This window comes from Bradyrhizobium sp. AUGA SZCCT0105, from assembly GCF_018129565.1.
In the GTDB taxonomy this organism is placed as follows: domain Bacteria; phylum Pseudomonadota; class Alphaproteobacteria; order Rhizobiales; family Xanthobacteraceae; genus Bradyrhizobium.
In genome coordinates this window covers 367,412-392,830 of the sequence record NZ_JAFCMK010000007.1, presented here as the reverse complement: position 1 = coordinate 392,830, position 25,419 = coordinate 367,412, and the positions used below count along the sequence as shown (strand labels likewise).

24 protein-coding genes are annotated in these 25,419 nt (G+C 64.7%); 16 read left to right on the top strand and 8 right to left on the bottom strand.

Going from position 1 to position 25,419, the window contains the following annotated elements; all coding sequences use genetic code 11:
* Positions 1-42: 42 nt before the first annotated feature.
* A complete protein-coding gene (locus JQ573_RS30785; RefSeq protein WP_212312075.1) occupies positions 43-468 on the top strand; it encodes a DUF1330 domain-containing protein in 426 nt (141 codons plus the stop codon).
* 206 nt (positions 469-674) lie between these two features.
* Here JQ573_RS30785 and JQ573_RS30780 read toward each other — a convergent pair whose 3' ends face one another.
* The 3 genes from JQ573_RS30780 to JQ573_RS30770 form a co-directional block, all read right to left on the bottom strand.
* Positions 675-1,901 (bottom strand): ABC transporter substrate-binding protein, encoded by a 1,227-nt coding sequence (locus JQ573_RS30780; protein WP_176534786.1) that lies wholly within the window; start codon positions 1,899-1,901, stop codon positions 675-677.
* Positions 1,902-2,283: 382 nt separating this feature from the next.
* Complete coding sequence (locus JQ573_RS30775) at positions 2,284-3,504, bottom strand: ABC transporter substrate-binding protein (protein ID WP_212312073.1); 1,221 nt, start codon at positions 3,502-3,504, stop codon at positions 2,284-2,286.
* Positions 3,505-3,633: 129 nt separating this feature from the next.
* Complete coding sequence (locus JQ573_RS30770; protein ID WP_212312071.1) at positions 3,634-3,996, bottom strand: DUF1304 domain-containing protein; 363 nt, start codon at positions 3,994-3,996, stop codon at positions 3,634-3,636.
* A gap of 189 nt (positions 3,997-4,185) precedes the next feature.
* On the opposite strand from JQ573_RS30770, the gene JQ573_RS30765 reads away from it, so the two are divergent.
* Complete coding sequence (locus tag JQ573_RS30765; protein ID WP_212312069.1) at positions 4,186-4,710, top strand: methylated-DNA--[protein]-cysteine S-methyltransferase; 525 nt, start codon at positions 4,186-4,188, stop codon at positions 4,708-4,710.
* A gap of 154 nt (positions 4,711-4,864) precedes the next feature.
* Positions 4,865-5,191 carry a hypothetical protein gene (locus JQ573_RS30760; protein ID WP_212312067.1) on the top strand — a complete coding sequence of 109 codons (327 nt, stop codon included), beginning with the start codon at positions 4,865-4,867 and terminating at the stop codon, positions 5,189-5,191.
* A 279-nt stretch (positions 5,192-5,470) separates the two neighbouring features.
* Here JQ573_RS30760 and JQ573_RS30755 read toward each other — a convergent pair whose 3' ends face one another.
* From JQ573_RS30755 to JQ573_RS30745, 3 genes are all read right to left on the bottom strand, one after another.
* Positions 5,471-5,845 (bottom strand): response regulator transcription factor, encoded by a 375-nt coding sequence (locus JQ573_RS30755; RefSeq protein WP_212312945.1) that lies wholly within the window; start codon positions 5,843-5,845, stop codon positions 5,471-5,473.
* 102 nt (positions 5,846-5,947) lie between these two features.
* Positions 5,948-6,622: a response regulator transcription factor gene (locus tag JQ573_RS30750; RefSeq protein ID WP_212312065.1), complete on the bottom strand. Its 675-nt coding sequence runs from the start codon at positions 6,620-6,622 to the stop codon at positions 5,948-5,950.
* Positions 6,616-8,193 (bottom strand): PAS domain S-box protein, encoded by a 1,578-nt coding sequence (locus JQ573_RS30745; RefSeq protein WP_249132531.1) that lies wholly within the window; start codon positions 8,191-8,193, stop codon positions 6,616-6,618. Before JQ573_RS30745 ends, JQ573_RS30750 begins: the two co-directional genes overlap by 7 nt.
* A gap of 576 nt (positions 8,194-8,769) precedes the next feature.
* On the opposite strand from JQ573_RS30745, the gene JQ573_RS30740 reads away from it, so the two are divergent.
* Positions 8,770-9,036 (top strand): hypothetical protein, encoded by a 267-nt coding sequence (locus JQ573_RS30740; RefSeq protein ID WP_212312063.1) that lies wholly within the window; start codon positions 8,770-8,772, stop codon positions 9,034-9,036.
* A 218-nt stretch (positions 9,037-9,254) separates the two neighbouring features.
* On the opposite strand, the gene JQ573_RS30735 is transcribed toward JQ573_RS30740, so the two are convergent.
* Positions 9,255-12,047, bottom strand: a complete 2,793-nt coding sequence (locus tag JQ573_RS30735) for a [protein-PII] uridylyltransferase (protein WP_212312061.1) — start codon at positions 12,045-12,047, stop codon at positions 9,255-9,257.
* A 198-nt stretch (positions 12,048-12,245) separates the two neighbouring features.
* Here JQ573_RS30735 and JQ573_RS30730 point away from each other — a divergent pair, with 198 nt between their 5' ends.
* The 5 genes from JQ573_RS30730 (at position 12,246) to JQ573_RS30710 (ending at position 16,593) form a co-directional block, all read left to right on the top strand.
* A complete protein-coding gene (locus tag JQ573_RS30730; protein ID WP_212312059.1) occupies positions 12,246-13,220 on the top strand; it encodes an aliphatic sulfonate ABC transporter substrate-binding protein in 975 nt (324 codons plus the stop codon).
* Between the two features lie 200 nt (positions 13,221-13,420).
* Positions 13,421-14,257 (top strand): ABC transporter permease, encoded by an 837-nt coding sequence (locus JQ573_RS30725; RefSeq protein WP_212312943.1) that lies wholly within the window; start codon positions 13,421-13,423, stop codon positions 14,255-14,257.
* Positions 14,257-15,042, top strand: a complete 786-nt coding sequence (locus JQ573_RS30720) for an ABC transporter ATP-binding protein (RefSeq protein ID WP_212312057.1) — start codon at positions 14,257-14,259, stop codon at positions 15,040-15,042. Before JQ573_RS30725 ends, JQ573_RS30720 begins: the two co-directional genes overlap by 1 nt.
* 57 nt (positions 15,043-15,099) lie before the next feature.
* Entirely contained in the window at positions 15,100-15,609 is a 510-nt protein-coding gene (locus JQ573_RS30715; protein WP_212312055.1) for an OsmC family protein, read from the top strand.
* Positions 15,610-15,792: 183 nt separating this feature from the next.
* Entirely contained in the window at positions 15,793-16,593 is an 801-nt protein-coding gene (locus tag JQ573_RS30710; protein ID WP_212312053.1) for a hypothetical protein, read from the top strand.
* Between the two features lie 190 nt (positions 16,594-16,783).
* Here JQ573_RS30710 and mutS read toward each other — a convergent pair whose 3' ends face one another.
* Positions 16,784-19,513, bottom strand: a complete 2,730-nt coding sequence (mutS, locus tag JQ573_RS30705) for a DNA mismatch repair protein MutS (RefSeq protein WP_212312051.1) — start codon at positions 19,511-19,513, stop codon at positions 16,784-16,786.
* A gap of 214 nt (positions 19,514-19,727) precedes the next feature.
* On the opposite strand from mutS, the gene pcaF reads away from it, so the two are divergent.
* The 7 genes from pcaF (at position 19,728) to JQ573_RS30670 (ending at position 25,345) form a co-directional block, all read left to right on the top strand.
* On the top strand, positions 19,728-20,936 hold the full coding sequence (pcaF, locus tag JQ573_RS30700; protein WP_212312038.1) for a 3-oxoadipyl-CoA thiolase: 1,209 nt from the start codon (positions 19,728-19,730) through the stop codon (positions 20,934-20,936).
* A 105-nt stretch (positions 20,937-21,041) separates the two neighbouring features.
* Positions 21,042-21,743, top strand: coding sequence for a protocatechuate 3,4-dioxygenase subunit beta (gene pcaH, locus JQ573_RS30695; protein WP_212312031.1), 702 nt, complete (start codon positions 21,042-21,044; stop codon positions 21,741-21,743).
* Positions 21,744-22,346, top strand: coding sequence for a protocatechuate 3,4-dioxygenase subunit alpha (gene pcaG / locus JQ573_RS30690; protein WP_212312029.1), 603 nt, complete (start codon positions 21,744-21,746; stop codon positions 22,344-22,346). It abuts the gene before it with no gap.
* Between the two features lie 145 nt (positions 22,347-22,491).
* A complete protein-coding gene (locus JQ573_RS30685; RefSeq protein WP_212312027.1) occupies positions 22,492-22,815 on the top strand; it encodes a metalloregulator ArsR/SmtB family transcription factor in 324 nt (107 codons plus the stop codon).
* A gap of 10 nt (positions 22,816-22,825) precedes the next feature.
* Entirely contained in the window at positions 22,826-23,290 is a 465-nt protein-coding gene (locus tag JQ573_RS30680; protein WP_092120299.1) for an SRPBCC domain-containing protein, read from the top strand.
* A gap of 18 nt (positions 23,291-23,308) precedes the next feature.
* A complete protein-coding gene (locus JQ573_RS30675; RefSeq protein WP_212312026.1) occupies positions 23,309-24,160 on the top strand; it encodes a shikimate dehydrogenase in 852 nt (283 codons plus the stop codon).
* Between the two features lie 15 nt (positions 24,161-24,175).
* The gene (locus tag JQ573_RS30670; protein ID WP_212312024.1) at positions 24,176-25,345 is read left to right on the top strand and encodes a Gfo/Idh/MocA family protein; all 1,170 of its coding nucleotides are present in this window, start codon (positions 24,176-24,178) and stop codon (positions 25,343-25,345) included.
* The last annotated feature ends 74 nt before the right edge of the window (positions 25,346-25,419 follow it).

The following is a 25,419-nucleotide window of genomic DNA, read 5'->3' as shown; positions in this document are numbered from 1 at the left end:
CGTGTTAGATAGAGATGGAACAAGGGAAAAAAGGAGCACCGCATGGGCCATATCGATCCGACCAAGGACGTCTTCGCGCAATTCCGGGACAACAACCGGCCGGGCCCGATCCACATGCTCAATCTGGTGCGTTTACGCGAATGGGCTGCCTATCCCGACGGCCGCAAGGCGACCGGCGCGGAGGCCTATGCCGCCTATGGCCGCGAGAGCGGGCCGGTGTTCGAACGCCTCGGCGGCCGCATCGTCTGGCAGGGCCGCTTCGAGCTGATGCTGATCGGTCCGCAAGAGGAGCGCTGGGATCACTGCTTCATCGCCGAGTATCCGAGCGTCGCCGCCTTCGTCGAAATGATCCGCGATCCCGTCTATCGCGAGGCGGTGAAGCATCGCCAGGCCGGTGTCGAGGATTCGCGGCTGATCCGCCACGCCGTGCTGCCGGTCGGGAAGAATTTTGGTGAGATCCCGGAGTGAGCGCACGAAGCGAGATTTCTATCCCGTCATGCTGAGGTGCGAGCGGAGCGAGCCTCGAAGCATGCACGGCCCGGCTGGTGGCCGTCGACCCTTCGAGACGCCGCTTCGCGGCTCCTCAGGGTGACGGGGATAGATGGTGTGGAAGGCCCAAAAACAAAATCGGCGGCCTGCAGGCCGCCGATTGCATCTCAACTCTGTGCGAACGACTAGCCCGCCGGGCCGGCGTCCTCGAGGATCGGGCCGAACAGCTCCCAGCGCTCGCCGTTGAACTTCATCATTTGCAGCTGCTTGTTGACGCGATAGTCGTTCGGCGTGGTGTTGCCCTTGATGCCGGGCAGCGCCATGTCGAGGTCGACGTTCTTCAGGTTGGTGGCCTGCTTCAGCACGTTCTCGCGCGTCAGCTCGTCGCCGCACTGCTTCAGCACATGCACCATCAGCTGGGCCGTGGAGTAGCCGTAGGTATTGAAGTTCGAGTTCTTGTCACCGTCGGGATAGTACTTGGCCATGAAGTCGAAATAGCGCTTCATGCCCGGATCGTCCTTCCACTGCGGATCGGCGGGATCCTTGCCGTAGTTGGTCGAGATCAGGCCCTTGGAGGCTTCCAGGCCCGCCGGCTGCAGCACGGCGCCGACCGAGGTGGCGTTGATGTCGACGATGTGGACCGGATGCCAGCCGAGCTCGGCGATCTTCTTGATCGCCTGCGCGGCCTGCTTCGGCGTCGAGGCCGAGAAGAACAGGTCGGCGCCGGCGTCCTTGATCTTGATCACCTGGGAGTCGATGGTCGGGTCGGAGACCTCATAGGAGGCTTCGGCCACGATCATCTTGGCGGCCTTGTCGCCGAGTCCGGCCTTGATGCCGTTCAGGTAATCCTTGCCGAGGTCGTCGTTCTGATAGAGCACGCCGATCTTGGCGTTCGGATGCTCCTTCAGGATGTACTGGCCGTAGATGCGGCCTTCGACGAAGTAGTTCGGATTGAAGCCGAGCGTCCACGGGAAGTTCTTCGGATCGGTGAACTTCGAGGCGCCGGTAGCCGCGAACAGCTGCGGCACCTTCTTGGCGTTGAGATATTTCTGCACGGCGGCGTTTGACGGTGTGCCGACGATCTGGAAGGTCAAGAGCACCTCGTCGCTCTCGACGAGCTTGCGCACCTGCTCGACAGCCTTCGGCGGCGAATAGGCGTCGTCATACTGGATCAAATTGATCTTGCGGCCGTTGATGCCGCCCTGATCGTTGATCATCTTGAAATAGGCCGCCTGTGTCTTGCCGATCGAGGCATAGGCGGAAGCCGGTCCGGAGAAGGGGACGGTCTGGCCGATCTTGATCTCGGTGTCGCTCGCGCCGGGATCGTACTTCTTTTGCGCGGAGGCCGACGTTGCAGACAGCGCGATCGCGAGCGCCGTTCCCGTGACCAGGTGGAAAATCCCATTCCTCATAATGCTGTTTCCCTCACGTGACTGATGGTTGGCCGATGATCTTGTCCGCGGGCTCAAGGTCCCGCGGTCGCCATCGCTGGGCCGGGATACTGGAGGAACCGTTGCTGCGATGCAAGACGACGGATGCCGAAAAGCCGAGCAATTTCAGTCAACGAAAGTAGGGGGCGGCGCAAAAAGAAACGGCGCAGCGGGGATGCCCCGGGGCTGCTCCGTACACCTCGCCCCGCTTGCGGGGAGAGGTCGCATCGCATCGAAGATGCGATGCGGGTGAGGGGGAGTCTCCGCGAGTGTCTCTATCGCCGAATGCGCGGTGAGAGCCCCTCACCCCAACCCTCTCCCCGCAAGGGCGGGGCGAGGGAGTGGATCGCGTCTTAGGCGCGACCTAGCCCGCCGGTCCGGTGTCCTCGATGATCGGGCCGAACAGCTCCCAGCGTTCGCCGTTGAACTTCATCATCTGCATCTGCTTGTTGATGCGATAGTCGTTCGGTCCGGTCGTGATCGACATGCCCGGCAGCGCGAGGCTCGGCACGAACTTCTTCAGACTGGTCACCTGCTTCATCAGGTTCTCGCGGGTGAGGTCGTCGCCGCACTGCTTGAGCACCTGGATCAGGAGCTCGGCCGTCGAATAGCCGTAGGTGTTGACGGTGTTGAGCTTGTCGCCCTCCGGGTAATACTTGTCCATGAAGGCGAAATAGGCCTTCACGCCGGGATCGTCCTTCCACTGCGGATCGGCGGGGTCCTTTCCGTAATTGGTCGAGATGATGCCCTTGGAGATGTCGAGGCCGGCCGGCTTCAGCGTCGCCGACACCGGGCTCGCATTGATGTCGAGGATGTGCACCGGGTGCCAGTCGAGGTCCGCGACCTTGCGGATCGCTTGAGCTGCGAATTTCGGCGTCGACGCGTTATAAAGCAGGTCGACGCCGGCGGCCTTCAGCTTGACGATCTGGGAATCGACGGTCGGGTCGGTCAGCTCGTAGGACACCTCGGCGACGATCATGCTCGCGGCCTTGTCACCGAGCCCGCTCTTCAGGCCGGTGATGTAGTCGCGGCCGAGATCGTCGTTCTGGTAGAAGATGCCGATCTTGGCGTTGGGGTGATTGGCCAGAATGTATTTGGCGTAGATGCGTCCCTCGGACTGGTAGTTCGGGTTGAAGGCGATCGTCCACGGCGCGTTCTGCGGATCGGAGAAGCGCGACGCGCCGGTCGAGGCCAGCAGCTGCGGCACCTTCCTGGCATTCAGATATTTCTGCACGGCGGCATTTGAGGGGGTGCCGATGATCTGGAAGGTGAACAGCACCTCGTCGCCCTCGACCAGCTTGCGCACCTGCTCGACCGCTTTCGGCGGCGAATAGGCGTCGTCATACTGGATCAGGTTCAGCTTGCGGCCGTTGATGCCGCCCTGATCGTTGATCATCTTGAGGTAGGCCGCCTGGGTCTTGCCGATGCCGGCATAGGCGGATGCGGGGCCCGAGAACGGCACGGTCTGTCCGATCTTGATCTCGGTGTCGGTCGCGCCGACGTCGTATTTCTTCTGCGCGGTGGCCGATGTAACCGACAACGCGATGGCAAGCGCTGTCGCAGCGAGCAATTGCGCGCTCCTCATGTCCGTGACCTCCCATGTTGCCGGTGGTCTTGTCCGCAAGGCTCAAACCCGCGGATGTCACCGTTGAACGGGATGATGGAGGAACGGTGAGGGCATTGCAAGACGATGCCCCCTGCGCGCGATGTCGCGTCAGGCCAGCCAGAGCAGGATCAGTGCGAGCGCCGCGGGTGCCGCCTGCACATAAAGGATGCGCCGGCTCACGGTGGCGGCGCCATAGGCGCCGGCGACGATCACGCAGAGCAGGAAGAATGTCTTGATCTGGAAGGCGAAGGCGGCATTGCCGTGCACCAGGCCCCAGATCAGCCCGGCGGCGAGGAAGCCGTTATAGAGCCCCTGATTGGCGGCAAGCACCGCCGAATCGGTCGCCTTCTCGATCGAGTTGCGGAAGGTCTTCAGCCCGAGCGGCTTGGTCCACAGGAACATCTCGAGCACAAGGAAATAGACGTGCAGCGCGGCCACCACCGCGACCAGGACATTGGCTATCCACAGCATGCTCGGTCCCCCCAAAGAGCTTCGGTTCTGATTGAATCAGAACCGAAGCTCAAGATACTTGTTTTGACGCGTTTTCTTCACGCGAACCGGTGCCCACTTCGCTCGAAAACGCTTTCACCGGAATTCGGGTGGACGCTAGCACGCGGCCGGTGAATTGTATGCCGAGCGACTGCTTCGAGAACGATTGATATGGCCGACCGCAAGACCGCACAGACCTTCAACCTCGACCGCCTCAAGACCCCGATCGGCACCGCGCTGCTGGTGACCGATGACGACGGCGTGCTGCGCGCGCTCGACTGGGACGATTATGAAGGGCGCATGCTCGACCTGCTGCGGCTACACTATGGCGCCGTGACGCTGCGAGACGGCCGCGCGCCGGCCGCGATGCGCAAGGCGCTCGGCGACTACTTCAACGGCGATCTCGATCGGCTGACCGATGTCGAATGGCGCGTCGCCGGCACGCCGTTCCAGCAGAAGGTCTGGCACGCATTGCCGAAGATTGCGCCGGGCACCACCATGAGCTACGGCGCGCTGGCGGCGAAACTGAAAGTGCCGAATGCGATGCGCGCGGTCGGCCACGCCAACGGCTCCAACCCGATCAGCGTCGTCGTGCCCTGCCACCGCCTGATCGGCGCCAACGGCTCGCTGGTCAAATATGGCGGCGGACTGGAGCGCAAGCGCTGGCTGCTGCGGCACGAGGGCGTGGAGATATAGCGGCCGAACTCAGCCGCCGTGAGATTCTCAATCGAGATCCTCGCGCGGCATGTTTCGCAGATCGCGCACAATGTAGAGGAATACAATGAGCGAAGGCACCCACGCGAGGATCGCTCCTACCAGCATCGCATCGACCGTCGTCATCGGAGCTCCCTTGAGCGTTGTTCGCGCATTTTCGAACGAAGTGGCCGCCGGCTCGCGTGAAGAAAACGCGTCAAACAAAAATCTGGCTTTCGCCGTCAGCTCAGCTTTTTCGATGGACCGCCGGTTCTCGGAGGGGATAGAGCCACTTCCAATAGACCTTGTTGCGCTCCAACTGCCGCTTGTAGATCTCGCGGCACTTCGTCGAGCAGAACTGCTCGAAGTACCAGCTATGCCGGATCAGTCCGAAGGGCCGCCGGCATCCTGGATTCCCGCAACGGCCTGTCATGAAGCTGCCTCCGCATTCGCCCGCCAAAGCCAGCGAATGAAGTTCTCCTGACCCTTGTGAAGACAGAGCCGTCCGCAGTAGCGTTCACCCGCCGGATTTCGCAAGCAGATGATCTTGGCATCTTCACTGTCACACTGGGCGCAGCGCGGTTCCGTACGCATTGGCGACTTCCCTCCGAGGAACTGCCATTTGCCAATCAAGAATGTCTGATGCTGTCGTTGCCATCGGTCTTCTTGAGGGACGGCGCCGCGAAATCTCGCGCTGCCACCGTCGATGTGCAACTTGTCCAGATGTTTCTCGGCATCATCCTTGCGTATACTCGATTTGAACTCACGCGCTCGTCGCTGTGCCGCGCTGTGCCAGAGCTGCATCGAGGCATTTGACCAGCGTATCTCCGTCAAACGGCTTGATCAGAAAGCAGATCGCTCCCGCCTGCATGGCTCGGGCCCGATCGGCTTCGACGGAGAAGGCCGTAATGAAAATGAACGGAAGGCGCCGGCCGTCGGCAATCAGGCGTGCCTGCAGGTCGAGCCCGCTCATGGCTGGCATCCTGACATCGGCTATCACGCAGGATGTGTCGTTCAGTTGCGGCGAATGCAGGAATTCTTCGGCCGACGCGTAGGTCTGGACCGCGTAGCCAAGCGACCTGACCAGATTGTCGGTCGCGGTGCGGACCGACATGTCATCGTCGACGATCGATATCACCGGGTTGGACAAGAAGGCTTTTCCTGGAACGGCCAGAGGGGCCTCTGGTGTCTGCGATCACGGAGCCACAGTGCGTCGTCGGCCGCGGCTGGAGAATCATACTTAGGTTTGCGCGCCGCCGGATGCCTGCTTGAACCCGAGGATCTGCGCCATCCTGACCAGATCCGGCAACGACTTTGCCGCCATTTTCCGCATAATGTGCCCGCGGTGTATCTTGACTGTGATCTCGGCTACGCCGATTTCGGCGGCGACCTGCTTGTTCATGAGCCCCGCGGTGACGAGGCTCATGATCTGGCGCTCACGAGGGGTCAGGGTCGCGAAGGCTGCGCGCAGGTTTGCGAGCGCCTTGGCCTCATTGCGGCGAGTTCTGTCGCGTTCGATCGCAGTCGTGACGGCATCCAGCATGTCCTGATCGCGGAACGGCTTGGTCAGGAAGTCGACAGCTCCGGCCTTCATGGCTCGGACCGTCATCGGGATATCGCCATGGCCGGTCATGAAGATGATCGGAATTTGAATGTCGGCTTTGGCCAATTCCGCCTGGAAGTCGAGGCCGCTCAGCCGGGGCAGCCTGATGTCCAGGATCAGGCAGCTTGGGACATCGGGGAGCTTGTGCTGCAGAAATTCATGGGCCGACCCGAACGCCGCGGTCCGCAGGCCGACCGACCGGAAAAGATTGCTCAACGCGTCGCGCACCGACACATCGTCGTCGACGACGAAGACGGTCGGATCCTCGGCGTTCGCGAGGGCGGGAGGCGATGCCGCGCGTCCAATCACCATGCATGATCCTCCTGACGCAGCGGCAGGGTGAACTGGAACGTCGTGCCGGGGCCGATATTTCTGGACATTGACAGGCGCCCTCGGTGGGCTTCGACGATCGAGCGGCAGATCGACAGCCCCATTCCCATGCCGCTGGCCTTGGTGGTGTAGAAGGCGTCAAACAGCCGTTCGGCATGCTCTGTCGCAACCCCGACGCCACAGTCGGTGACCGTGACCAGGATCTGCCCGGTATCGTCATGGCGGGTCCGGATCACGAGTTCCCGTGGCCTGTCCGTGACCGGCTGCATTGCCTCGATGCCATTGACGACAAGGTTGAGGATGACTTGCTGCAGCTGGACGCGGTCGGCAACGACAGGCGGGAGCGCGGGAGCGAGGTCGAGCTGCAGGGATACAAGGTGGTTCTGCAGTTCATGCTGCACCAGGCCGATCACCTCGTTGATGGCTTCATTGATGTCGAGCGGCGCCATCTGACCGGTCGTCTTGTTCACCAGTGCGCGGACGCGCTGGATGACTTCGCCTGCCCGGTTGCCGTCGCTGATGATCGACCTGACCGCCCCGCGCGCTTCATTCAGATCGGGAGCCGCCCGGTTGAGCCAGCGCAGGCATGCCGCGGCGTTGGCGACCACGGCGGCGAGCGGCTGGTTCACTTCATGGGCGATCGATGCGGCGAGCTCGCCGAGTGCCGTCACGCGCGTGACGTGCGCGAGGTTGGTCTGCGCTTCGTGCAACTCCGCCTCGGCTCGCTTGCGGGCGGTCACGTCGGTGACCGCTCCGATGAATTCGGTGTCGCCCGAGGGGGTGGTCACCGCATGCGCCCTGGCGTGAACATATTTGATCGCGCCGTCCGGCATCAGCAATCGGTAGCCGTGCTCGAAGTCCCTGCCGTCGAGCGAGACGCTGTCGACGGTCCGTTGCACGCGGGCGCGATCATCCGGATGGATGCGTTGAAGGACCGTGGCATGCTTGATGGAAGGAGCCCTGTCGAATCCGAAGATCCTGAACGTCTCTTCCGACCAGATCACCTCACCGCTGGCGACGTGCCAGCCAAAGCTGCCGGTGTGGCTCAATCGCTGGGCTTCGCTCAGGTACATTTCGCTCTGCTGCAGCGCGTTTTCGGCCTGTTTGCGCTCGGTGATATCCTCGCATGCGATCAGCACGATCAATCGGTCGTCCTGCCGCCGCACGGCCTTGGCATTTTCGCGAACCCAAAGTCTTGAGCCGTCCTTGCGGATCTTCCGGATTTCCCAATTGTGGGTTTGGCCGATGTTCTCGAGGCACGCCGCGACGTTGCGCTGTACCATCTCTCGGTCTTCGGCGGCAAAGACCCGCAGCACGGATTGTCCAAGCAATTCGTCGACGGTGTAGCCGAGTTGTGCCGCGCCGAACGTGTTGACCGACAGCACGAGACCCGTGGCGTCGACCATGAAGTACATGACCGGATTGTGCTCGAACACCTCCTTCCATTGCGCTTCGCTGTTGCGCAGGGCCTCTATTGCGCGCTCTTCGCCGCTGGCCCGGCCGCGCAACATGGCTTCCATCTGCCTGTGGGTGCGCCCCACCACCCCCATCATCACCAATGCGGCGGCAAGCGAGGCGATCAGCAGCGCCAGCGCGATCAGATGGGCGGAAGCTGCCGGCTGCGGACCAAGCAGCAGCCCAATGCAGGTTGCGGCCAAAGCCAGCACCATGCCGCCGAGCAGCCATTGCTCGGCCGACCAGGATTTCGTGGTCGGGATGCGCATCATCGGCAGCACCAGCACTTGGCTATCCAGCACTTGGGCCGTCCAGCACTCGGCCGTCATGGGCCGCGCTGCGTCGCTAGGTGACCGCTACCATCAGCGGCGACAACGTCGCCCTCCTCACAAACTCCATACTAGCAGCTTTCTCGACGTTCGAACGGGATCGTGGGGGCGATTTTGGCGATCCGCTCGCGTGGCGTGAGATCGCGCGGAAAGCGCAATCGCCGGACGAACTCAGGCCCAGGTTGCGGCTAAACCAAAGTATGTCGTCCCCATCCGAATGTAACGGCCGGATCAACCTCCGTTCAATGGCCGGTTTCCTGCCGGTGGCTACGCTTATTGGGTAACTCGATGACAGTAGAGGCCTTTCGGGGTTCAGCAATCGCCAATCAGAGACGGGAGATTGAAATGCCCAACACGCGCCTGCATCTGATCCTTTGCTCCGACGACGTCGCGCGCGAGACGACGTCTCAGAGCCGTAACCGCAGCTTCCAGCCCTCCGTGATCGACGGCGGCAAGCAAGCAGCGACCGTGCAGGCCGACAATTCCTGGATCGATCTGCTCGACGTCTTCGATTTGAGCGTTGTGCTCTGCCAGGCGAGCTACCTGGCCCTGCTGGGGGCAAGCCTCGCGGCGCTGCAGCCGCAATTGAACGTGCCGGATCCAGGATCGTAGCCCGCTCTGGATCCAAGTCCGGCAGGCTGCCGGGACCGACGCGCTGGCTGCTCACGCCTGGGTCGCGCAAACGGGTCCGACAACAGCCTCCGTGAGAGCCCGGAATCCACTCCCCGTCTAGCCCCGGCCCTGATGGATTCCGGGCTCAGTTCCTTCCGCCGTCATTCCTCGATGCGCAATTGCGCATCGAGGAATGACGAGTGGAGCGAGGCGACGCGTCACGCCGCCGGCTTCGCCGCCTGATCCTCGCTCGACAACAGATGCAGCAGGGCGCTCTTGATCGCGGCCTGCCGGGTCGGCGCGGTGATCTGGGCGCCGAGCAGGTCGGTGACATAGAACACGTCGCGGGCGCGTTCGCCGAAAGTCGCGACATGCGCCGAGGCGATGTTGAGGTTGAGCTTCGAGATCGCTGTGGTCAGCTGGTAGAGCAGGCCGGGGCGGTCGAGGCCGGAGACCTCGATCACGGTGTAGCGGTCGGACCACTGGTTGTTGATGGTCACTTCGGGCTCGACGATGAACGGCCGCGCCTTGCTGCGCACCGCGCGCTTCGCCACCGCCTCGGGCAGCCTGAGCTTGCCTTCCAGCACCTGCTCGATCATCTCGCCGATCCGCGTCGCGCGGCGGCCCTCGTCATCGTCGCGATCGTACTCGCGCGAGATCGAGATGGTGTCGAGCGCGCGGCCGTCGGTCGTGGTGTAGATCTGCGCGTCGACGATGTTGGCGCCGGCCGAGGCGCAGGCGCCGGCGATGATCGACAGCAGCCAGGGATGGTCGGTCGCCAGAATCGTGAGCTCGGTGACGGCGCGGACCTCGTCGAAGCCGACATTGATCGCGAGCTTGTGGCCGGCCTGCTCGCTGGCGCGGATGAAGCGCGCCTGGCGGATCTTGCGTTGCAGCTCGACCTTGAGCCAGTACGCCGGGTAGTGTCGGCCGATATAGGCGTTGAGCTCGACCTCCGGCCATTCGGTGAAGGCGCGGCGGAATTCGGCCTGCGCCACCGCGATGCGCTGGGCGCGGTTGACCTCGGAGAAGCCGCCGGTCAGCACCGGCTCGGTCTCGTAATACAGCGTGCGCAACAGCTGCGCCTTCCAGCCGTTCCAGACGCCCGGGCCGACGCCGCGGATGTCGGCGGTGGTCAGGATCGTGAGCAGCTTCATCTGCTCGACCGACTGCACCACGGCGGCGAAATTCTCGATGGTCTTGCGGTCCGACAAATCGCGCGATTGCGCCACCGTCGACATCGTCAGATGTTCCTCGATCAGCCACGCCACCAGCTCGGTGTCGGCGGCCGAGAAGCCGAGCCGCGGGCATAGCCGCCGCGCCACCTTGGCGCCAGCGATCGAATGATCTTCCGGGCGGCCCTTGGCGATGTCGTGCAGCAGGGTCGCGATATAGATCACCGGGCGGTGCTCGGGGCGAATCTTGCGGAACAGGTCGCTGGCGACCGTGAACTCCTCATTGCCGCCGCGCTCGATGTCCTGCAGGAAGCCGATGCAGCGGAGCAGATGCTCGTCCACCGTATAGTGGTGGTACATATTGAACTGCATCATCGAGACGATCTTGCCGAAGGCGCGGATGAAATGGCCGAGCACGCCGGTCTCGTTCATCCGCCGCAGCACGGTCTCCGCATCGTTCGAGGTCAGGATCTCCATGAACAGGCGGTTGGCTTCCTCGTTGTCGCGGAGCTGGGTGTTGATCAGCTTCAGTGAGCGCGTCACCGTGCGCATCGCATCGGGATGGAAGGCGAGGTTGTTCTGCTGCGCGAGGCGGAAGATCCGGATCAGGTTGACCGGATCGTGCTTGAACACATCGGGCGCGGCGAGGTTGATGCGGTTGTTGTCGACGATGAAGTCGTCGCTGCCGGCCACCCGCCGCCGCTTGGCGCCGGGCCGCAGCCGCGCCACCATCCGGCTCAACACCGGCGCCGGCTTGTTGTGCTCCTCCTCGAGCTTGGCGCACAGGATCGCGGTGAGGTCGCCGACGTCTTTCGCGATCAGGAAGTAGTGCTTCATGAAGCGCTCGACGTCCTGCATGCCGGGATGCGAGGTGTAGCCGAGGCGCACCGCGATCTCGCGCTGCATGTCGAACGACAGCCGCTCCTCGGCGCGTCCGGCGAAGAAGTGCAGATTGCAGCGCACCGACCACAGGAAGTCGGCGCAGCGGCGGAAGGTGCGGTACTCCTGCGCGTCGAACACGCCGCGTTCCAGCAGTTCGTCGGTCTCGCGCACGCGGTAGACGTATTTCGCGATCCAGAACAGCGTATGCAGGTCGCGCAGGCCACCCTTGCCGTCCTTGACGTTGGGCTCGACCAGATAGCGCGACTGGCCGGCGCGGCGATGCCGCTCCTCGCGCTCGGCGAGCTTGGCGGTGACGAATTCCGCCGCGGTGCCCTGCACCACCTCCTTGTCGAAGCGTTCGACCAGCTCGTCATAGAGCGGCTGGTCACCGGTCAGAAAGCGCGTCTCCAGGATCGCGGTGCGGATCGTCATGTCGCCGCGCGCCTGGCGGATCGATTCATCGACCGAGCGCGTGGCGTGGCCGACCTTCAGCCCCATGTCCCAGAGGCAATAGAGGATGGCTTCGGCGACTTGCTCGCCCCAGGCGGTCTGCTTGTAGGGCAGGATGAACAACAGATCGATGTCGGATTCCGGCGCCATCAGCCCGCGGCCATAGCCGCCGGTCGCGACCACGGCCATGCGCTCGGCGCCCGAGGGGATCGGCGAGTGATACAGATGCCGGGTCGCCGCCGCGTAGAGGATGCGGATGATCTCGTCCTGCACGAAACAGAGTCGTTCCGCGCAGTGCCGGCCGTGGCGGTCCTTCAGCAGCAGCGTCTGCGCCGTGGCGCGCGCCGCGATCAGCTCGGCCTTGAGCAGCTGCGCCATCGCGGCGCGGAACTGGTCCTCGCGCCCGGCATGCTGTTCGGCGAGTGCATTGACCGCCGCGGTGATCCGCTCGGTCTCGAAACGACCATCCGCTTCAGGGCGGACTTCGGCTACGACGCTGTCCATACGTTCATCCGATATCGGACCAAGCTGTTGCTGTCACTGACCAAAGTATATGGACAGCAGCTCCATTCTGTTTCCTGGGCACCCAGAGCAAGTCTGTGCTCGCGCCGCCAAACAAAGGGTAGAGATTTTCTCGTTGACCGCAAGGCTAACTCATTGAATTAAAAGTGTGTTTTTTAATCAACCCAAGGGGATCGACGAATGCAGAATTTTTCCCGGCGCGCGTTTGCGGCGCTGCTCGCGGTCTCGACATTCTTGCCCGGCGCGGCGCTCGCCGCCGACGCGCTGAAGGAGATCCGGATCGACTGGGCGACCTACAATCCGGTGTCGATGGTCCTGAAGCAGAAGGGCCTCTTGGAGAAGGAGTTCGCCAAGGACGGCATCAGCATCGTCTGGGTGCAGTCGGCCGGCTCCAACAAGGCGCTCGAATTCCTCAACGCCGGCTCGATCGATCTCGGATCGACCGCGGGCTCCGCCGCCTTGGTCGCCCGGATCAACGGCAACCCGATCAAGTCGATCTACGTCTATTCGCGCCCCGAATGGACCGCGCTGGTCACCACCAAGGACTCCAAGATCGCGTCGGTCGCCGACCTCAAGGGCAAGCGCGTCGCGGTGACGCGCGGCACCGACCCGCACATCTTCCTGGTCCGCGCGCTGCTCGGCGCTGGTCTCACCGAAAAGGACATCACCCCGGTGCTGCTGCAGCACGCCGACGGCAAGACCGCGCTGATCCGCGGCGACGTCGACGCCTGGGCCGGCCTCGACCCGATGATGGCGCAGGCGGAGGTCGAGGACGGTGCCAAGCTGTTCTACCGCAAGGCCGACGCCAACACCTGGGGCATCCTCAATGTGCGCGAGGAGTTTTTGAAAGCGTATCCGGACATCGTCCGCCGCGTGCTCGCGACCTACGAGGAAGCACGGAAATATTCGCTGGCGAACTATGACGAGCTGAAGAAGACCTTCATCGCGGTCACCAAGCTGCCCGATGCCGTGGTCGACAAGCAGCTCAAGGAGCGCACCGAGCTGACCCACAGCCGGATCGGCGCGCCCCAGCGCGAGTCGATCCTCGCCGCCGGTCTCGCCTTGCAGCAGGCCGGCGTGATCGACGCCAAGACCGACGTGAAGGCCGCGCTCGACAGCCTGATCGACGATCAGGTCCCGTTGCCCACCAACTAACCACTGTCGTCCCGGGCAAGCGAAGCGCGACCCGGGACCCATAACCACAGGGCGTTGTTGTTGAACAAGGCTGTGGCTCCAGCTTGCTCTGTCACCACGCCCTGTGGTTATGGGTCTCGGCCTTCGCCGGGACGACGGGGATGGACTTAGGCGAGCCCCCGCCTTGCAATCCCGCCGGAAGAATAGTTCTTGCTATGGCCATGACCGTTGACCTGCCTGCGCTGGAACAGACGGCCGCGCCGCGTGCGGCGTCGGCGCGATGGTCGCGTTATGCGCGCCCGGTGCTCGGGCTCGCGCTGCCGGTCGTGCTTGCGCTGGGCTGGGAATTGGTCGTCCATCTCGGCTATTCCAACGGCCGCCTGGTGCCGCCGCCGTCGAAGGTGTTCGAGACCATCGTGGCGCTCGCCAGAAGCGGCGAGCTGTCGCGCCATATCCTTGCCACGCTCTGGCGCGTCGGCGCGGGCTTTGCGCTCGGCGTCGTCGCCGGCACCATCATGGGCGCGATCTCCGGCTATTGGGGCCTGGCGCGGCGGCTGCTCGATCCGACCGTACAGGCGTTGCGCGCGATCCCCTCGATCGCCTGGGTGCCGCTGTTCATCCTGTGGCTCGGCATCTTCGAGACCTCGAAGGTCGCGCTGATCGCGGTCGGCGTGTTCTTTCCGATCTATCTCGGCGTGATGGGCGCGATCCTGTCGGTCGATCGCAAGGTGGTCGAGGTCGGCCGCGTGTTCCGGTTGTCCAGCTTTGCGATGATCCGCCGCATCCTGCTGCCGGCGGTGCTGCCGACCTATGTGGTGTCGCTGCGGGTCGGGCTCGGCTTGGGGTGGATGTTCGTGGTCGCCGCCGAATTCATGGGCGCCTCCGAAGGGCTCGGCCATCTCCTGATCGACGGCCAGCAGCTCGGCAAGCCGGCGCAGATCCTCGCCGCGATCGTGATCTTCGCGATCCTCGGCAAGCTGACCGACTGGCTGATCGAGTTCGCAACCGCGCCGCTGCTGCGCTGGCAGGATGCGTTTGGCGCGCGGGGAGGGCAGTGATGCTGGCGCTGAAGGATGTCGGCAAGACCTATCCGAACGGCGTTCACGCGCTGGAGCGCTTCTCGGCCGAGATTTCGCCCGGCGAGATCGTCGCGATCATCGGCGGCTCCGGTTGCGGCAAGTCGACGTTGCTGCGCGCCATCGCCGGCCTCGATCGCGCCAGCACCGGCAGCGTGACGCTCGACAATGCCGTGATCACGTCGCCGCACGCCGAGATCGGCATCATCTTCCAGGAGCCGCGGCTTTTGCCCTGGCTCAGTGTCGCCGACAATATCGGCTTCGGTCTCGCCGATCTTCCGGCTGAGGTGAGGCGCGCGCGGGTCGCGGCGGCGCTGGCTCGTGTCGGCCTCGCTGACAAGGCCGACGCCTGGCCGCGGGAGCTCTCCGGCGGGCAGGCGCAGCGGGTCGCGATCGCCCGCGCGTTGGTGCCGCAGCCGGAAGTGCTGCTGCTCGACGAGCCGTTCTCGGCGCTCGATGCCTTCACGCGGCGTGACCTGCAGGACCATCTGCTCGATCTCTGGGCCGACACGCGGCCGACCCTGATCCTGGTCACCCACGACGTCGACGAGGCCGTGGTGCTGGCCGACCGCGTGCTGGTGATGCGGTCGCGGCCGGGCCGGCTGTTCGAGGAGATCACTATCAATCTGGCGCGGCCGCGCGACCGCAAATCGGAGCTGTTCGACACCTTCAAGCGCCGCGTGCTGACCGCGCTCGACCGCTCGCTGGACCGTTCGGTGCGTGACGTCACGGACAAATCAAGCGCCGGCGAGGCGATGTGGTGGTGACATCGGCGCCATAAGGCCTTACATCGGCATAAAGAAGAATAGCCGGGAGACGAGACCATGGACTCCGCCGAACTCCGCGCAATGCAGGCCCCGATCAAGGAGCGCTACAAGAGCGATCCCTCGGCCGCCGTGATCACCCTGAAAGCCAAGGGCACGATCGACAACGAAAGCCTGTCCTGCAAGGTCGAAACCGGCCGCGCGCTCGCGGTCGCCGGCCTGCACCCCGCCACCGGTGGCTCCGGGCTCGAGCTTTGCTCCGGCGACATGCTGCTGGAAGCGCTGGTCGCCTGCGCCGGTGTCACGCTGAAATCGGTCGCAACTGCCGTCGAGGTGCCGTTGAAGGTCGGCAATGTCTTCGCCGAGGGCGATCTGGATTTCCGCGGCACGCTCGGCGTCGACAAGGAGGCCCCGGTCGGCTTCCGCGAGATCCGCCTGCGCTTCGACGTCGGCACCGACGCGCCGCAGGACAAGCTCGATCTGCTGCTGAAGCTTACCGAGCGCTACTGCGTGGTATATCAGACCATCAAGAACGGCCCGAAAGTGTCGGTCACGATGCAGCGGGTGTGATGTCTCGCTTACCCTCCCCTGGAGGGGGAGGGTCGCCGCGAATGCAATGAGCGGCGGGGTGGGGTGAAAGTCTCTCCACCCGATCAGCGCCCGTGTTGAGAGATCACCCCACCTCGTTTCGCATTTTGCTTCGCTGCGTGCGAAACGATCCTCCCCCTCCAGGGGAGGATAAGAAAACAAGAAATGTCCCCCGAACTCCACTTCGTCCTGCTCCTCGTGCTGCGCATGGCGGTTGCCGCCGCCTTCGTGGTCAGTGCGTCCATCATCACGGAACGTTCGGGGCCGGTGATCGGCGCGCTGATCGCAACCCTGCCGATCTCGGCCGGGCCGTCCTACACCTTCCTTGCGCTCGATCATGACGCGGCCTTCATCGCCGAAGGCGCGCTGTCGAGCCTGCCGGTCAATGCGGCGACGATCTTCATGGGCCTCACCTACGCCGTGCTGGCGCAGCGCCGCGGCATGTGGATCAGCGCGGGCTCCGCGATCGCGTTGTGGCTGGTGCTCGGCACCATCATCCGTCAGTTCGCGTGGACGCTCGCCGGCGGGCTGATCCTCAATGCCATTGCGTTCGCGATCTGCATTCCGCTGCTGAGGCCTTATCGACACGTGGCGAAAATGCCGCTGATCGCGCGGCGCTGGTACGACATTCCGCTGCGCGCCGCGCTGGTCGCGAGCCTGGTCGGCACCGTCGTCACTGCGTCGACCTGGGTCGGTCCACGCGTCACCGGCGTGATCGCGCTGTTTCCGATCGTGTTCTCCTCGATGATGCTGATCCTGCATCCGCGGATCGGCGGCCCCGCCACCGCCGCCGTGCTCGCCAACAGCGCCTGGGGCCTGCTCGGCTTCGGTCTCGGCATCGCGGTGCTGCATGTCGCGGTCGCGCAATTCGGCTCGGCGATCGGGCTGAGCTGCGCGCTCGCCACCTGCATCATCTGGAATCTGGTGCTGTGGCAGATCGGACGAAGGAAGAAGGCGCGAGCCTAGCCGTCATTGCGAGGAGCGAAGCGACGAAGCAATCCATCTGTCCGCGTATGTGGATCGATGGATTGCTTCGCTTCGCTCGCAATGACGAGTGAGACATCCGTAGCCCGGATGAAGCGCAGCGCAATCCGGGGCGGTTGTGCAATGGAGAGAGCGGCCCCGGATTTCGCTTCGCTGCATCCGGGCTACACCGCTACTGCTTCGGCAGTTTCGCCCGCAACGCATACAGCGCATCCAGTGCTTCGCGCGGCGACATCTCGTCCGGGTGCAGCGCCTTCACCGCCTCGAACAGCAGATCCGCCTCGCTTGGCGGCTTGTCCTCACTGGCGGCGCGGGAGGGCACGGCGAACAGCGGCAGGTCGTCGGCCAGCGCGCGGGCGGTCTGGCCGCGGTCCTGGGCTTCGAGTTTTGCCAGCACCGATTTGGCGCGCGTGATCACGGCGGGCGGCAGGCCGGCGAGCTTGGCGACCTGGATGCCGTAGGAGCGGTCGGCCGAGCCCGGCAGCACCTCGTGCAGGAACACGACGTCGCCCTGCCATTCCTTGACCCGCACCGTGGCGTTGAACATCCGCGGCAGTTTGGCCGAGAGCGCCGTCAACTCGTGATAGTGGGTGGCAAAGAGCGTGCGGCAGCGGTTGCCCTCATGCAGATGCTCGATCGCGGCCCAGGCGATCGACAGGCCGTCGAAGGTCGCCGTTCCCCGGCCGATCTCGTCGAGGATCACCAGCGACCGCTCGCTCGCCTGGTTCAGGATCACGGCGGTCTCGACCATCTCGACCATGAAGGTCGAGCGTCCCCGCGCCAGATCGTCGGCGGCGCCGACGCGCGAGAACAGCCGGTCGACGATGCCGAGCCGCGCGCGCGACGCCGGCACATAAGAGCCGATCTGCGCCAACAGTGCAATCAGCGCGTTCTGGCGCAGGAAGGTCGATTTACCGGCCATGTTCGGGCCGGTGATCAGCCAGAGCTGGCCGGATTTCTGCCCGGGCGCCGGTGACAAGTCGCAGGCATTGGCGATGAACGGCTGGCCGTCGCGCTTCAGCGCCTGCTCGACCACCGGATGGCGGCCGCCCTCGATCGCAAAGCCGAGCGAGCCGTCGACGTCGGGCCGCACGTAATTGTCGTCGATCGCAAGCTTCGCCAGCGAGGTCGCGACGTCGAGCATCGCAAAGGCATGCGCGGCGTTGCGTAGATCGTCGCTGGCGGCAAGCGCCAGCGCGCTCAGCCGCTCGAAGATCTCGAGCTCGAGATTGAGCGCGCGCTCGCCGGCATTGGCGATCTTGGCCTCGATCTCGCCGAGTTCTGATGTGGTGAAGCGGACCTGTCCGGCCAGCGTCTGGCGGTGGATGAAGGTCGCGTTCAGCGGCGGCGCGAACAGCTTGTCGCCGTGCTGCGCGGTGACCTCGACGAAATAGCCGAGCACATTGTTGTGCCGGATCTTCAGCGTCTTGATGCCGGTGTCCTCGGCGTAGCGCGCCTGCATCGCGGCGACGACGAGGCGCGAGGCATCGCGCAGATTCCGGCTCTCGTCGAGCGCGGCCTCATAGCCTTCGCGGACGAAGCCGCCGTCGCGCTTGATCAGCGGCAATTGCTCGGACAGCGCGCGCGTGAACTCCCGCGCGAGATCACGCGAGGGACGCTGCAGCGCCGCCATCACGGTCGACACCTCGGCCGGCGGATTGGCAAGCTGCGCCAATAGCTCCAGCGCCTGGTCGGCGGCGAGGATGCCGTCGCGCAGGCTGGCGAGATCGCGCGGACCGCCGCGGCCGACCGAGAGCCGCGCCAGCGCGCGCGACATGTCGGGCGCTGCGCGCAGCACGGTTCTGACGTCCTCACGCGCCGCGGAATCCGCGACGAACGCTGTGACGGCATCGAGCCGCCGCGCGATCACGGCAACGTCGGTAAGCGGCGCGGCAAGGCGCTGTGCCAGCAGCCGTGAGCCCGCCGCTGTCACGGTGCAGTCGATCGCATCGAGCAGCGAGCCGCGGCGTTCGCCGGCGAGCGTCCGCGTCAGTTCGAGATTGGCGCGGGTCGCCGGGTCGATCGCCATCGTGGTGCCGGCGGCCTCGCGCGCCGGCGGCGACAGTGGTGGACGCTTGCCGACCTGGGTGCGGTCGATATACGTGACGGCCGCGGCCGCGGCGGTCGCTTCCAGCCGCGACATCGCGGACAGGCCGTCCATGGTCGCGACCGCGAAATAATCGCACAGCCGCCGCTCCGCGGTGGCGCTGTCGAACACGTCGCGGGTCAGCGGCGTCACCGAGGGCAGCTCGCGCAAGGTCGGCGCCAGCTCGTTGTCGCTGTACAGCGCATCGGTGACGATGGCCTCGTTCGGATTGATGCGCGCCAGCGTCGCCGCAAGCTCTGATGTCGCGCACTCCGTCACCATGAATTCGGAGGTCGAGATGTCGATCCAGGCAAGGCCAAGACGATCCGCGCCGGCCGAGCCGCGGGCGCGCGCGATCGCGATCAGGTAATTGTTGGTGCGGGCGTCGAGCAGCGTGTCTTCGGTCAGCGTGCCCGGCGTCACCAGCCGCACCACGCCGCGGCGGACCACGCTCTTGTTGCCGCGGGCCTTTGCCTCCGCGGGATTTTCCGTCTGCTCGCACACCGCGACGCGGTGACCGGCGCCGATCAGGCGATGCAAATGGTCCTCGGAGCGTTCGACCGGAACGCCGCACATCGGGATGTCCATGCCCTGATGCTTGCCGCGCTTGGTCAGCACGATGCTGAGCGTCTTGGAGGCGATCTCGGCGTCCTCGAAGAACAACTCGTAGAAATCGCCCATCCGGTAGAACAGCAGCAGGCCGGGGTGGGCCGCCTTGATCTCCAGATACTGTTCCATCATCGGCGTGACGCGCGACGGCGCCTCGACGGCGGGAGTTGGCTCAGGCGGAACGGGGATGGGCTGCTGAATGGTCATGAGGGCCGGGAAGCTACAAAATTTCGCCGCGCGGTCCTATCCAAGAGGAGGGGGTTTTCCACCCTGTCCACGACCCGAGATATGACAGGGCATCACGGTAATGCGTGGAGGGCCCGCAGCCGCGTCAATTGACCTGCCGCGGGCACGCTCCTAAAACTCACCTCAAGTTCCAGCCTATCCAGCGCCTAAGTCGCGGCATTCAGGGAGAGATTCAATGCGTGATGTCTATATTTGCGATGCCGTCCGGACTCCGATCGGCCGTTTCGGCGGTTCGCTCGCCAAGGTGCGCGCCGACGATCTCGCGGCGGCCCCGATCAAGGCGCTGATGGCCAAGCACCCGACCCTCGACTGGAATCAGGTCGACGAGGTGTATTTCGGCTGCGCTAACCAGGCTGGCGAAGACAACCGCAACGTCGCGCGCATGGCGCTTCTGCTCGCCGGCATGCCGGAATCGGTTCCCGGCCAGACCCTGAATCGGCTCTGCGCCTCCGGTCTCGATGCGGTCGGTGCCGCGGGCCGCGCCATCCGCGCCGGCGAGATCGATTTCGCGATCGCGGGCGGCGTCGAATCGATGACGCGCGCGCCGTTCGTGATGGGCAAGGCTTCCGAAGCCTTCTCGCGCTCGTCCGAGATCTACGACACCACGATCGGCTGGCGCTTCATCAATCCGCTGATGAAGGCGCAGTACGGCGTCGATGCGATGCCGGAGACCGGCGAGAACGTCGCCGAGGAATTCCAGGTCTCGCGCGCCGATCAGGATGCGATGGCGATCCGCTCGCAGGAGCGCGCGGGCGCGGCGATCGCGTCGGGCTATTTCGCCGAGGAGATCGTGCCGATCCAGGTGCCCGGCGGCAAGGCCGGCCCGATCACCGTCGACAAGGACGAGCATCCGCGGCCGGAGACCACGCTCGAAGCTCTCGCCAAGCTGAAGCCGATCGTGCGCAATCCGGGCACGGTGACCGCGGGCAATGCGTCCGGCGTCAATGACGGCGCCGCCGCGATGATCCTCGCCTCCGAGGCCGCGGTGAAGAAGCACGGCCTGACCCCGCGCGCAAAAATCCTCGGCCTTGCCTCGGCCGCGGTGCCGCCGCGCATCATGGGCATCGGCCCGGTGCCGGCGACCAGGAAGCTGGTCGAGCGGCTCGGCATCAAGGTGTCGGACTTCGATCTGATCGAGCTCAACGAAGCCTTCGCCTCGCAGGGCATCGCCTGCCTGCGCCAGCTCGGCGTCAAGGAGGATGCCGATTTCGTCAATCCGCATGGCGGCGCGATCGCGCTCGGCCATCCGCTCGGCATGAGCGGCGCGCGGCTGGTGCTGACCGCCGTGCACGGCATGGAGAAGCGGGGCGGGAAGCTTGCCTTGGCAACTATGTGCGTCGGGGTCGGCCAGGGCGTCGCGGTCGCCATCGAAAAGCTGAACTAATCCAATGGCTTGGAAGGGCTGAAAACAGCCCTTCCCCATTTTGGTTATGCATTATAATGATCTGATGTGAGCTCACGGGGCGCGTGGGCCGCGGAGGAATTCGCCATGACCTTGTTGTATCCGCTGCAATCGCTTGCGGCCCATCCGGCGCGGCTCTCGCCGGACTATCGCTCCACCGTGAAGCGCTCGCCGCAGAAGCCGCTGATCCCGATGCGGCACACGCTCTCCGAATTGACCGGGCCGGTCTATGGCCACGAGACGGTGCGGGCGCACGACAACGATCTCACCATTCAGGCCAAAGGCGAGCCGCTCGGCGAGCGCATCATCGTGCATGGTCACGTGCGCGACGAAGACGGCCGCGGCGTGCCCAACACGCTGGTCGAGCTGTGGCAGGCCAATGCCTGCGGCCGCTACATTCATGTCGTCGACCAGCATCCGGCGCCGCTCGATCCGAATTTCACCGGTGCCGGCCGCACGCAGAGTGACGCGCAAGGCTATTACAAGTTCATCACCATCAAGCCCGGCGCGTATCCGTGGGGCAATCACCATAACGCCTGGCGGCCCGCGCATATCCACTTCTCGGTGTTCGGCCACTCCTTCGTCTCGCGTCTGGTGACGCAGATGTATTTCCCAGGCGATCCACTGTTCCCGTTCGATCCGATCTTCAATTCGGTGACGGATGAGAAGGCGCGGGCGCGGATGATCTCGTCGTTCGATCTCGAGAACACCAAGCCGGAATGGGCGCTGTGCTACCGCTTCGATATCGTGCTGCGCGGCCAGAGCGCCACGCCGATGGAGACCAAGTAAGTGTCGAACCAACGTCCTGATGGAATCACGCCCTCGCAGACCGTCGGTCCCTATTTCAAATACGGCCTGACGCCGAACGGCGAGTATGAATGGAACGACGCCTTCACCAACAACCTCTTGACGTCTGACGTGTCGGGCGAGCGGCTTCGCGTCGAAGGCAAGGTCTACGACGGCGACGGCGCCGTGATCCCGGACTGCATGCTGGAGATCTGGCAGGCCGATAGCCAGGGCCGCTTCTCTGATCCGCAGGATGCGCGCGCGCTGCCGAACTCCTCCTTCAAGGGTTTTGGCCGCTGTGGCACCGACAAGAGCGGTTTCTATGCCTTCGACACCATCAAGCCGGGCTCAGTGCCCGATCCCGACGGCAAGCCGCAGGCGCCGCACATCGTGCTCGCGGTGTTCGCGCGCGGCATGCTGCTGCATCTCTACACCCGGATCTATTTCGACGACGAAGCCGGCAACGCCGGCGATCCTGTGCTCGCATTGGTGCCGGCCGATCGCCGCGCCACCTTGATCGCCAGGCGCAAGGCAGGCTCCGGCAACACCTACACGTTCGACGTTCACCTGCAGGGTGACAACGAGACCGTGTTCTTCGACGTCTAGCCGCTGACCGCGCCCGGCGGCACGCAAATCCAGCACCGAAGGGACGACCCAAATCCGCTGCGCGCCCTCGCCGCAGCGGATTTCGCTTGACTATGCATAATCAGTTATATAGCAAATTAGTTATATAACTGATGTGAGATCAAGCATGCCCAGCCTCGACGCCGCCTTTTCCGCGCTCGCCGACCCGACCCGCCGGGCGATCCTCGCGCGCCTCGCCCTCGGCGAGGCGACGGTGATGGAGCTGGTCGAGCCGTTCGAGATGACCCAGCCCGCGATCTCCCGCCATCTCAAGGTGCTCGAGGGCGCGGGCCTGATCGTCCGGCGCGTTGAAGGCACCAAGCGGCCGTGCCGGCTGGCGCCGATGGCGGTCGCCGAGATCGATCAATGGCTCGGCATGCTGCGGCGGGCGCTGGAAACCAATTACGACCGGCTGGACGGAGTGCTGGCCGCCATGAAGCCTGAGACGTGAAGGGTATCCCATGAGCAAGTTGACGCTGAAGACCGAAGGCGACCGCTACATCGTTGTCACCAGGCGCTTCGTCGCGCCGCCCGAGGCGGTGTATCGCGCGCATACCGAGCCGGAGCTGCTGCAGAAGTGGCTGCTCGGCCCGGAAGGCTGGACCATGCCGATCTGCGTCAGCGATCTCAGGCCCGGCGGCAAGATCCGCTACGAATGGACCGACGGCAAGGGCGGCGGCTTTCATCTGACCGGCGAGTATGTCGCGCTCGAACCGTTCAGCCGCATCGTGCATGTCGAGCGCATGCACCTGCCGGACCCGACGCCGGACAATCATGTCGAGACGCGGTTCGCGCCTGACGGCAGCGGCACCGTGATGACGATGCGGATGACATTGCCGGATGCCGAGACGCGCGCGGCGATGCTCGCAACCGGCATGGAGCACGGCATGGAAGACAGCTATGCTCGGCTCGACCGCATGAGCTGAGCACACACGTGAGGGACAATGCGCGATCGTTTCCTGACCGGTCTGATCGGGTATCCGATCGCGCATTCGGCGGCGCCTGCGATGCACGAGCAGGCCGCCGCAGTGCTCGGCGTTCGCTGTCACTACCAGCTCATCGAAGTGAAGGGCGCCGGGCGCGACGATCTGCGTGCGATGCTGGAGGGCGTCAGGCGGCTCGGCTTTGCCGGCGTCAACGTCACCTTTCCGTACAAGGAGGCGGTCGTCGATCTGCTCGATGACCTCGCGCCCGATGCGCGCGCGATCGGCGCGGTCAATACCATTGTCTCCGACGGCGGGCGTCTGATCGGGCACAACACCGATGCGACCGGCTTTGCGCGTGCGATCGAACCGCTGCTTGCGTCAGCGCCGCGCGGCCCGATCGCGCTGACCGGTGCCGGCGGCGTCGGCAAGGCGATCGCCTTTGCGCTCGCCGGCCTCGGCGTCGCCGGGATCAGAATCTTCGACGCCGATGCCGCCAAGGCCGCACAGCTTGCAGCCCAGTTGCGGGATCGCCATGCGGTCCACGCCAGCAGCGTCGCGATCGCGGTGGATGGCGCCACAGGTCTCGTCAACGCAACGCCGGTCGGCATGCTGCCGAGCCGCGACACGCCGGTGCCGGATGCGCTGCTGCATCGCTCGATGTGGGTCGCCGACGCCGTCTACACGCCGCTCTGGACGCCGCTGCTGACCGCGGCCAAGGCCAAAGGCGCAAGCGTCCTGACCGGACGGGACCTCGCGATCAACGCCTCGGCCGACGCATTCAAGCTGTTCACGGGATTGGCGCCGCCGCATGCGGCGATGGGAAATGCGTTCGACGCCGTGATGGCTGCACGCTACTCTCCGCCCGCCTGAAGGGCGGAGATATTAATGACAAAAATCAGGATCGGTCTGGCCGGCTGCGGCTTCGTGTCGGAGCTGCATATGGTTGCGTACCGGCGGGTCTATGGCGTCGATGTCGAGGTGAGTGCGGTGGCGGCGCGCGGCGATCACGCGGTCGAGTTCGCGCGCAAGCACGGAATCCCGAACGCCTATCGCAGTTTCGCCGAGTTGGTCGCCGACCGTGAGCTCGACGTCATCGACATCTGCACGCCGCCCAACCTCCATGCCGCGATGATCGTCGACGCAATGCAGGCCGGCAAGCATGTGATCTGCGAGAAGCCGTTCAGCGGCTATTTCGGCCGCGACGGCGACAAGGCGCCGATCGGCAGGCACGTTCCGAAGGCGCTGATGTACCAGCGCGTGATGGAGGAGATGGAAGCGACCCGCGCCGCGATCGAGCGCAGCGGAAGACTGTTCATGTATGCCGAAGACTGGATCTACGCACCCGCGGTGACAAAGACCGCGGAGATCATCCGCGCCACAGGCGACAAGATCCTGTTCATGAAGGGCGAGGAGAGCCATTCCGGCTCGCATGCCGCGCACGCCGCAGAGTGGGCGATGACCGGCGGCGGCTCGCTGATCCGGATGGGCTGCCATCCGCTGTCGGCCGTGCTCTATCTCAAGCAGGTCGAGGCCAAAGCGCGCGGCGAGGCGATACACGTTGCCAGCGTCACCTGCGATGTCGGCAATGTCACCGCCGGTCTCAAGCCGGAGGAGCGCGCCTACATCAAGGCCAATCCGGTCGACGTCGAGGATTGGGGCACGCTGACCGCGACCTTCTCCGACGGCACCAAGGCCACGGTATTCTCCGGCGACATGATCATGGGCGGCGTGCGCAATCTGATCGAGACCTACACGTCAGGCGGCTCGCTGTTCGCCAACATCACGCCGAACACGCATCTTGTGAGCTATCAGACATCAGAGGAGAAGCTCGCCTCCGTCTACATCACCGAGAAGGTCGATCGCAAAACCGGCTGGCAATATGTCTGCCTCGAGGAGGAATGGACCCGCGGCTATCTCCAGGAGATCCAGGATTTCATGGAGTGCGTGGCGACCGGACGCCAACCGCTCGCCGACCTCGCGCTGGCGTATGAAACCACCAAGGTGAACTACGCCGGCTATTGGGCCGCGGATGAGGGACGGCGGGTGGTGCTGTAGGCTAAGGGCAGCAGCGGGGTGATTGCTCTCGTCCCAAGGGTGCGTATGCCAGACCCGTCATCCTGAGGTGCGAG

What these genes read in the sequence shown, in the direction of transcription:
- JQ573_RS30785 (WP_212312075.1), top strand. Translation starts at nt 43, where the DNA reads ATGGGCCATATCGATCCGACCAAGGACGTCTTCGCGCAATTCCGGGAC.
- JQ573_RS30780 (WP_176534786.1), bottom strand. Translation starts at nt 1,901, where the DNA reads ATGAGGAATGGGATTTTCCACCTGGTCACGGGAACGGCGCTCGCGATC.
- JQ573_RS30775 (WP_212312073.1), bottom strand. Translation starts at nt 3,504, where the DNA reads ATGAGGAGCGCGCAATTGCTCGCTGCGACAGCGCTTGCCATCGCGTTG.
- JQ573_RS30770 (WP_212312071.1), bottom strand. Translation starts at nt 3,996, where the DNA reads ATGCTGTGGATAGCCAATGTCCTGGTCGCGGTGGTGGCCGCGCTGCAC.
- JQ573_RS30765 (WP_212312069.1), top strand. Translation starts at nt 4,186, where the DNA reads ATGGCCGACCGCAAGACCGCACAGACCTTCAACCTCGACCGCCTCAAG.
- JQ573_RS30750 (WP_212312065.1), bottom strand. Translation starts at nt 6,622, where the DNA reads ATGGTGATTGGACGCGCGGCATCGCCTCCCGCCCTCGCGAACGCCGAG.
- JQ573_RS30745 (WP_249132531.1), bottom strand. Translation starts at nt 8,193, where the DNA reads ATGATGGGGGTGGTGGGGCGCACCCACAGGCAGATGGAAGCCATGTTG.
- JQ573_RS30740 (WP_212312063.1), top strand. Translation starts at nt 8,770, where the DNA reads ATGCCCAACACGCGCCTGCATCTGATCCTTTGCTCCGACGACGTCGCG.
- JQ573_RS30735 (WP_212312061.1), bottom strand. Translation starts at nt 12,047, where the DNA reads ATGGACAGCGTCGTAGCCGAAGTCCGCCCTGAAGCGGATGGTCGTTTC.
- JQ573_RS30730 (WP_212312059.1), top strand. Translation starts at nt 12,246, where the DNA reads ATGCAGAATTTTTCCCGGCGCGCGTTTGCGGCGCTGCTCGCGGTCTCG.
- JQ573_RS30725 (WP_212312943.1), top strand. Translation starts at nt 13,421, where the DNA reads ATGACCGTTGACCTGCCTGCGCTGGAACAGACGGCCGCGCCGCGTGCG.
- JQ573_RS30720 (WP_212312057.1), top strand. Translation starts at nt 14,257, where the DNA reads ATGCTGGCGCTGAAGGATGTCGGCAAGACCTATCCGAACGGCGTTCAC.
- JQ573_RS30715 (WP_212312055.1), top strand. Translation starts at nt 15,100, where the DNA reads ATGGACTCCGCCGAACTCCGCGCAATGCAGGCCCCGATCAAGGAGCGC.
- JQ573_RS30710 (WP_212312053.1), top strand. Translation starts at nt 15,793, where the DNA reads ATGTCCCCCGAACTCCACTTCGTCCTGCTCCTCGTGCTGCGCATGGCG.
- mutS (WP_212312051.1), bottom strand. Translation starts at nt 19,513, where the DNA reads ATGACCATTCAGCAGCCCATCCCCGTTCCGCCTGAGCCAACTCCCGCC.
- pcaF (WP_212312038.1), top strand. Translation starts at nt 19,728, where the DNA reads ATGCGTGATGTCTATATTTGCGATGCCGTCCGGACTCCGATCGGCCGT.
- pcaH (WP_212312031.1), top strand. Translation starts at nt 21,042, where the DNA reads ATGACCTTGTTGTATCCGCTGCAATCGCTTGCGGCCCATCCGGCGCGG.
- JQ573_RS30685 (WP_212312027.1), top strand. Translation starts at nt 22,492, where the DNA reads ATGCCCAGCCTCGACGCCGCCTTTTCCGCGCTCGCCGACCCGACCCGC.
- JQ573_RS30680 (WP_092120299.1), top strand. Translation starts at nt 22,826, where the DNA reads ATGAGCAAGTTGACGCTGAAGACCGAAGGCGACCGCTACATCGTTGTC.
- JQ573_RS30675 (WP_212312026.1), top strand. Translation starts at nt 23,309, where the DNA reads ATGCGCGATCGTTTCCTGACCGGTCTGATCGGGTATCCGATCGCGCAT.
- JQ573_RS30670 (WP_212312024.1), top strand. Translation starts at nt 24,176, where the DNA reads ATGACAAAAATCAGGATCGGTCTGGCCGGCTGCGGCTTCGTGTCGGAG.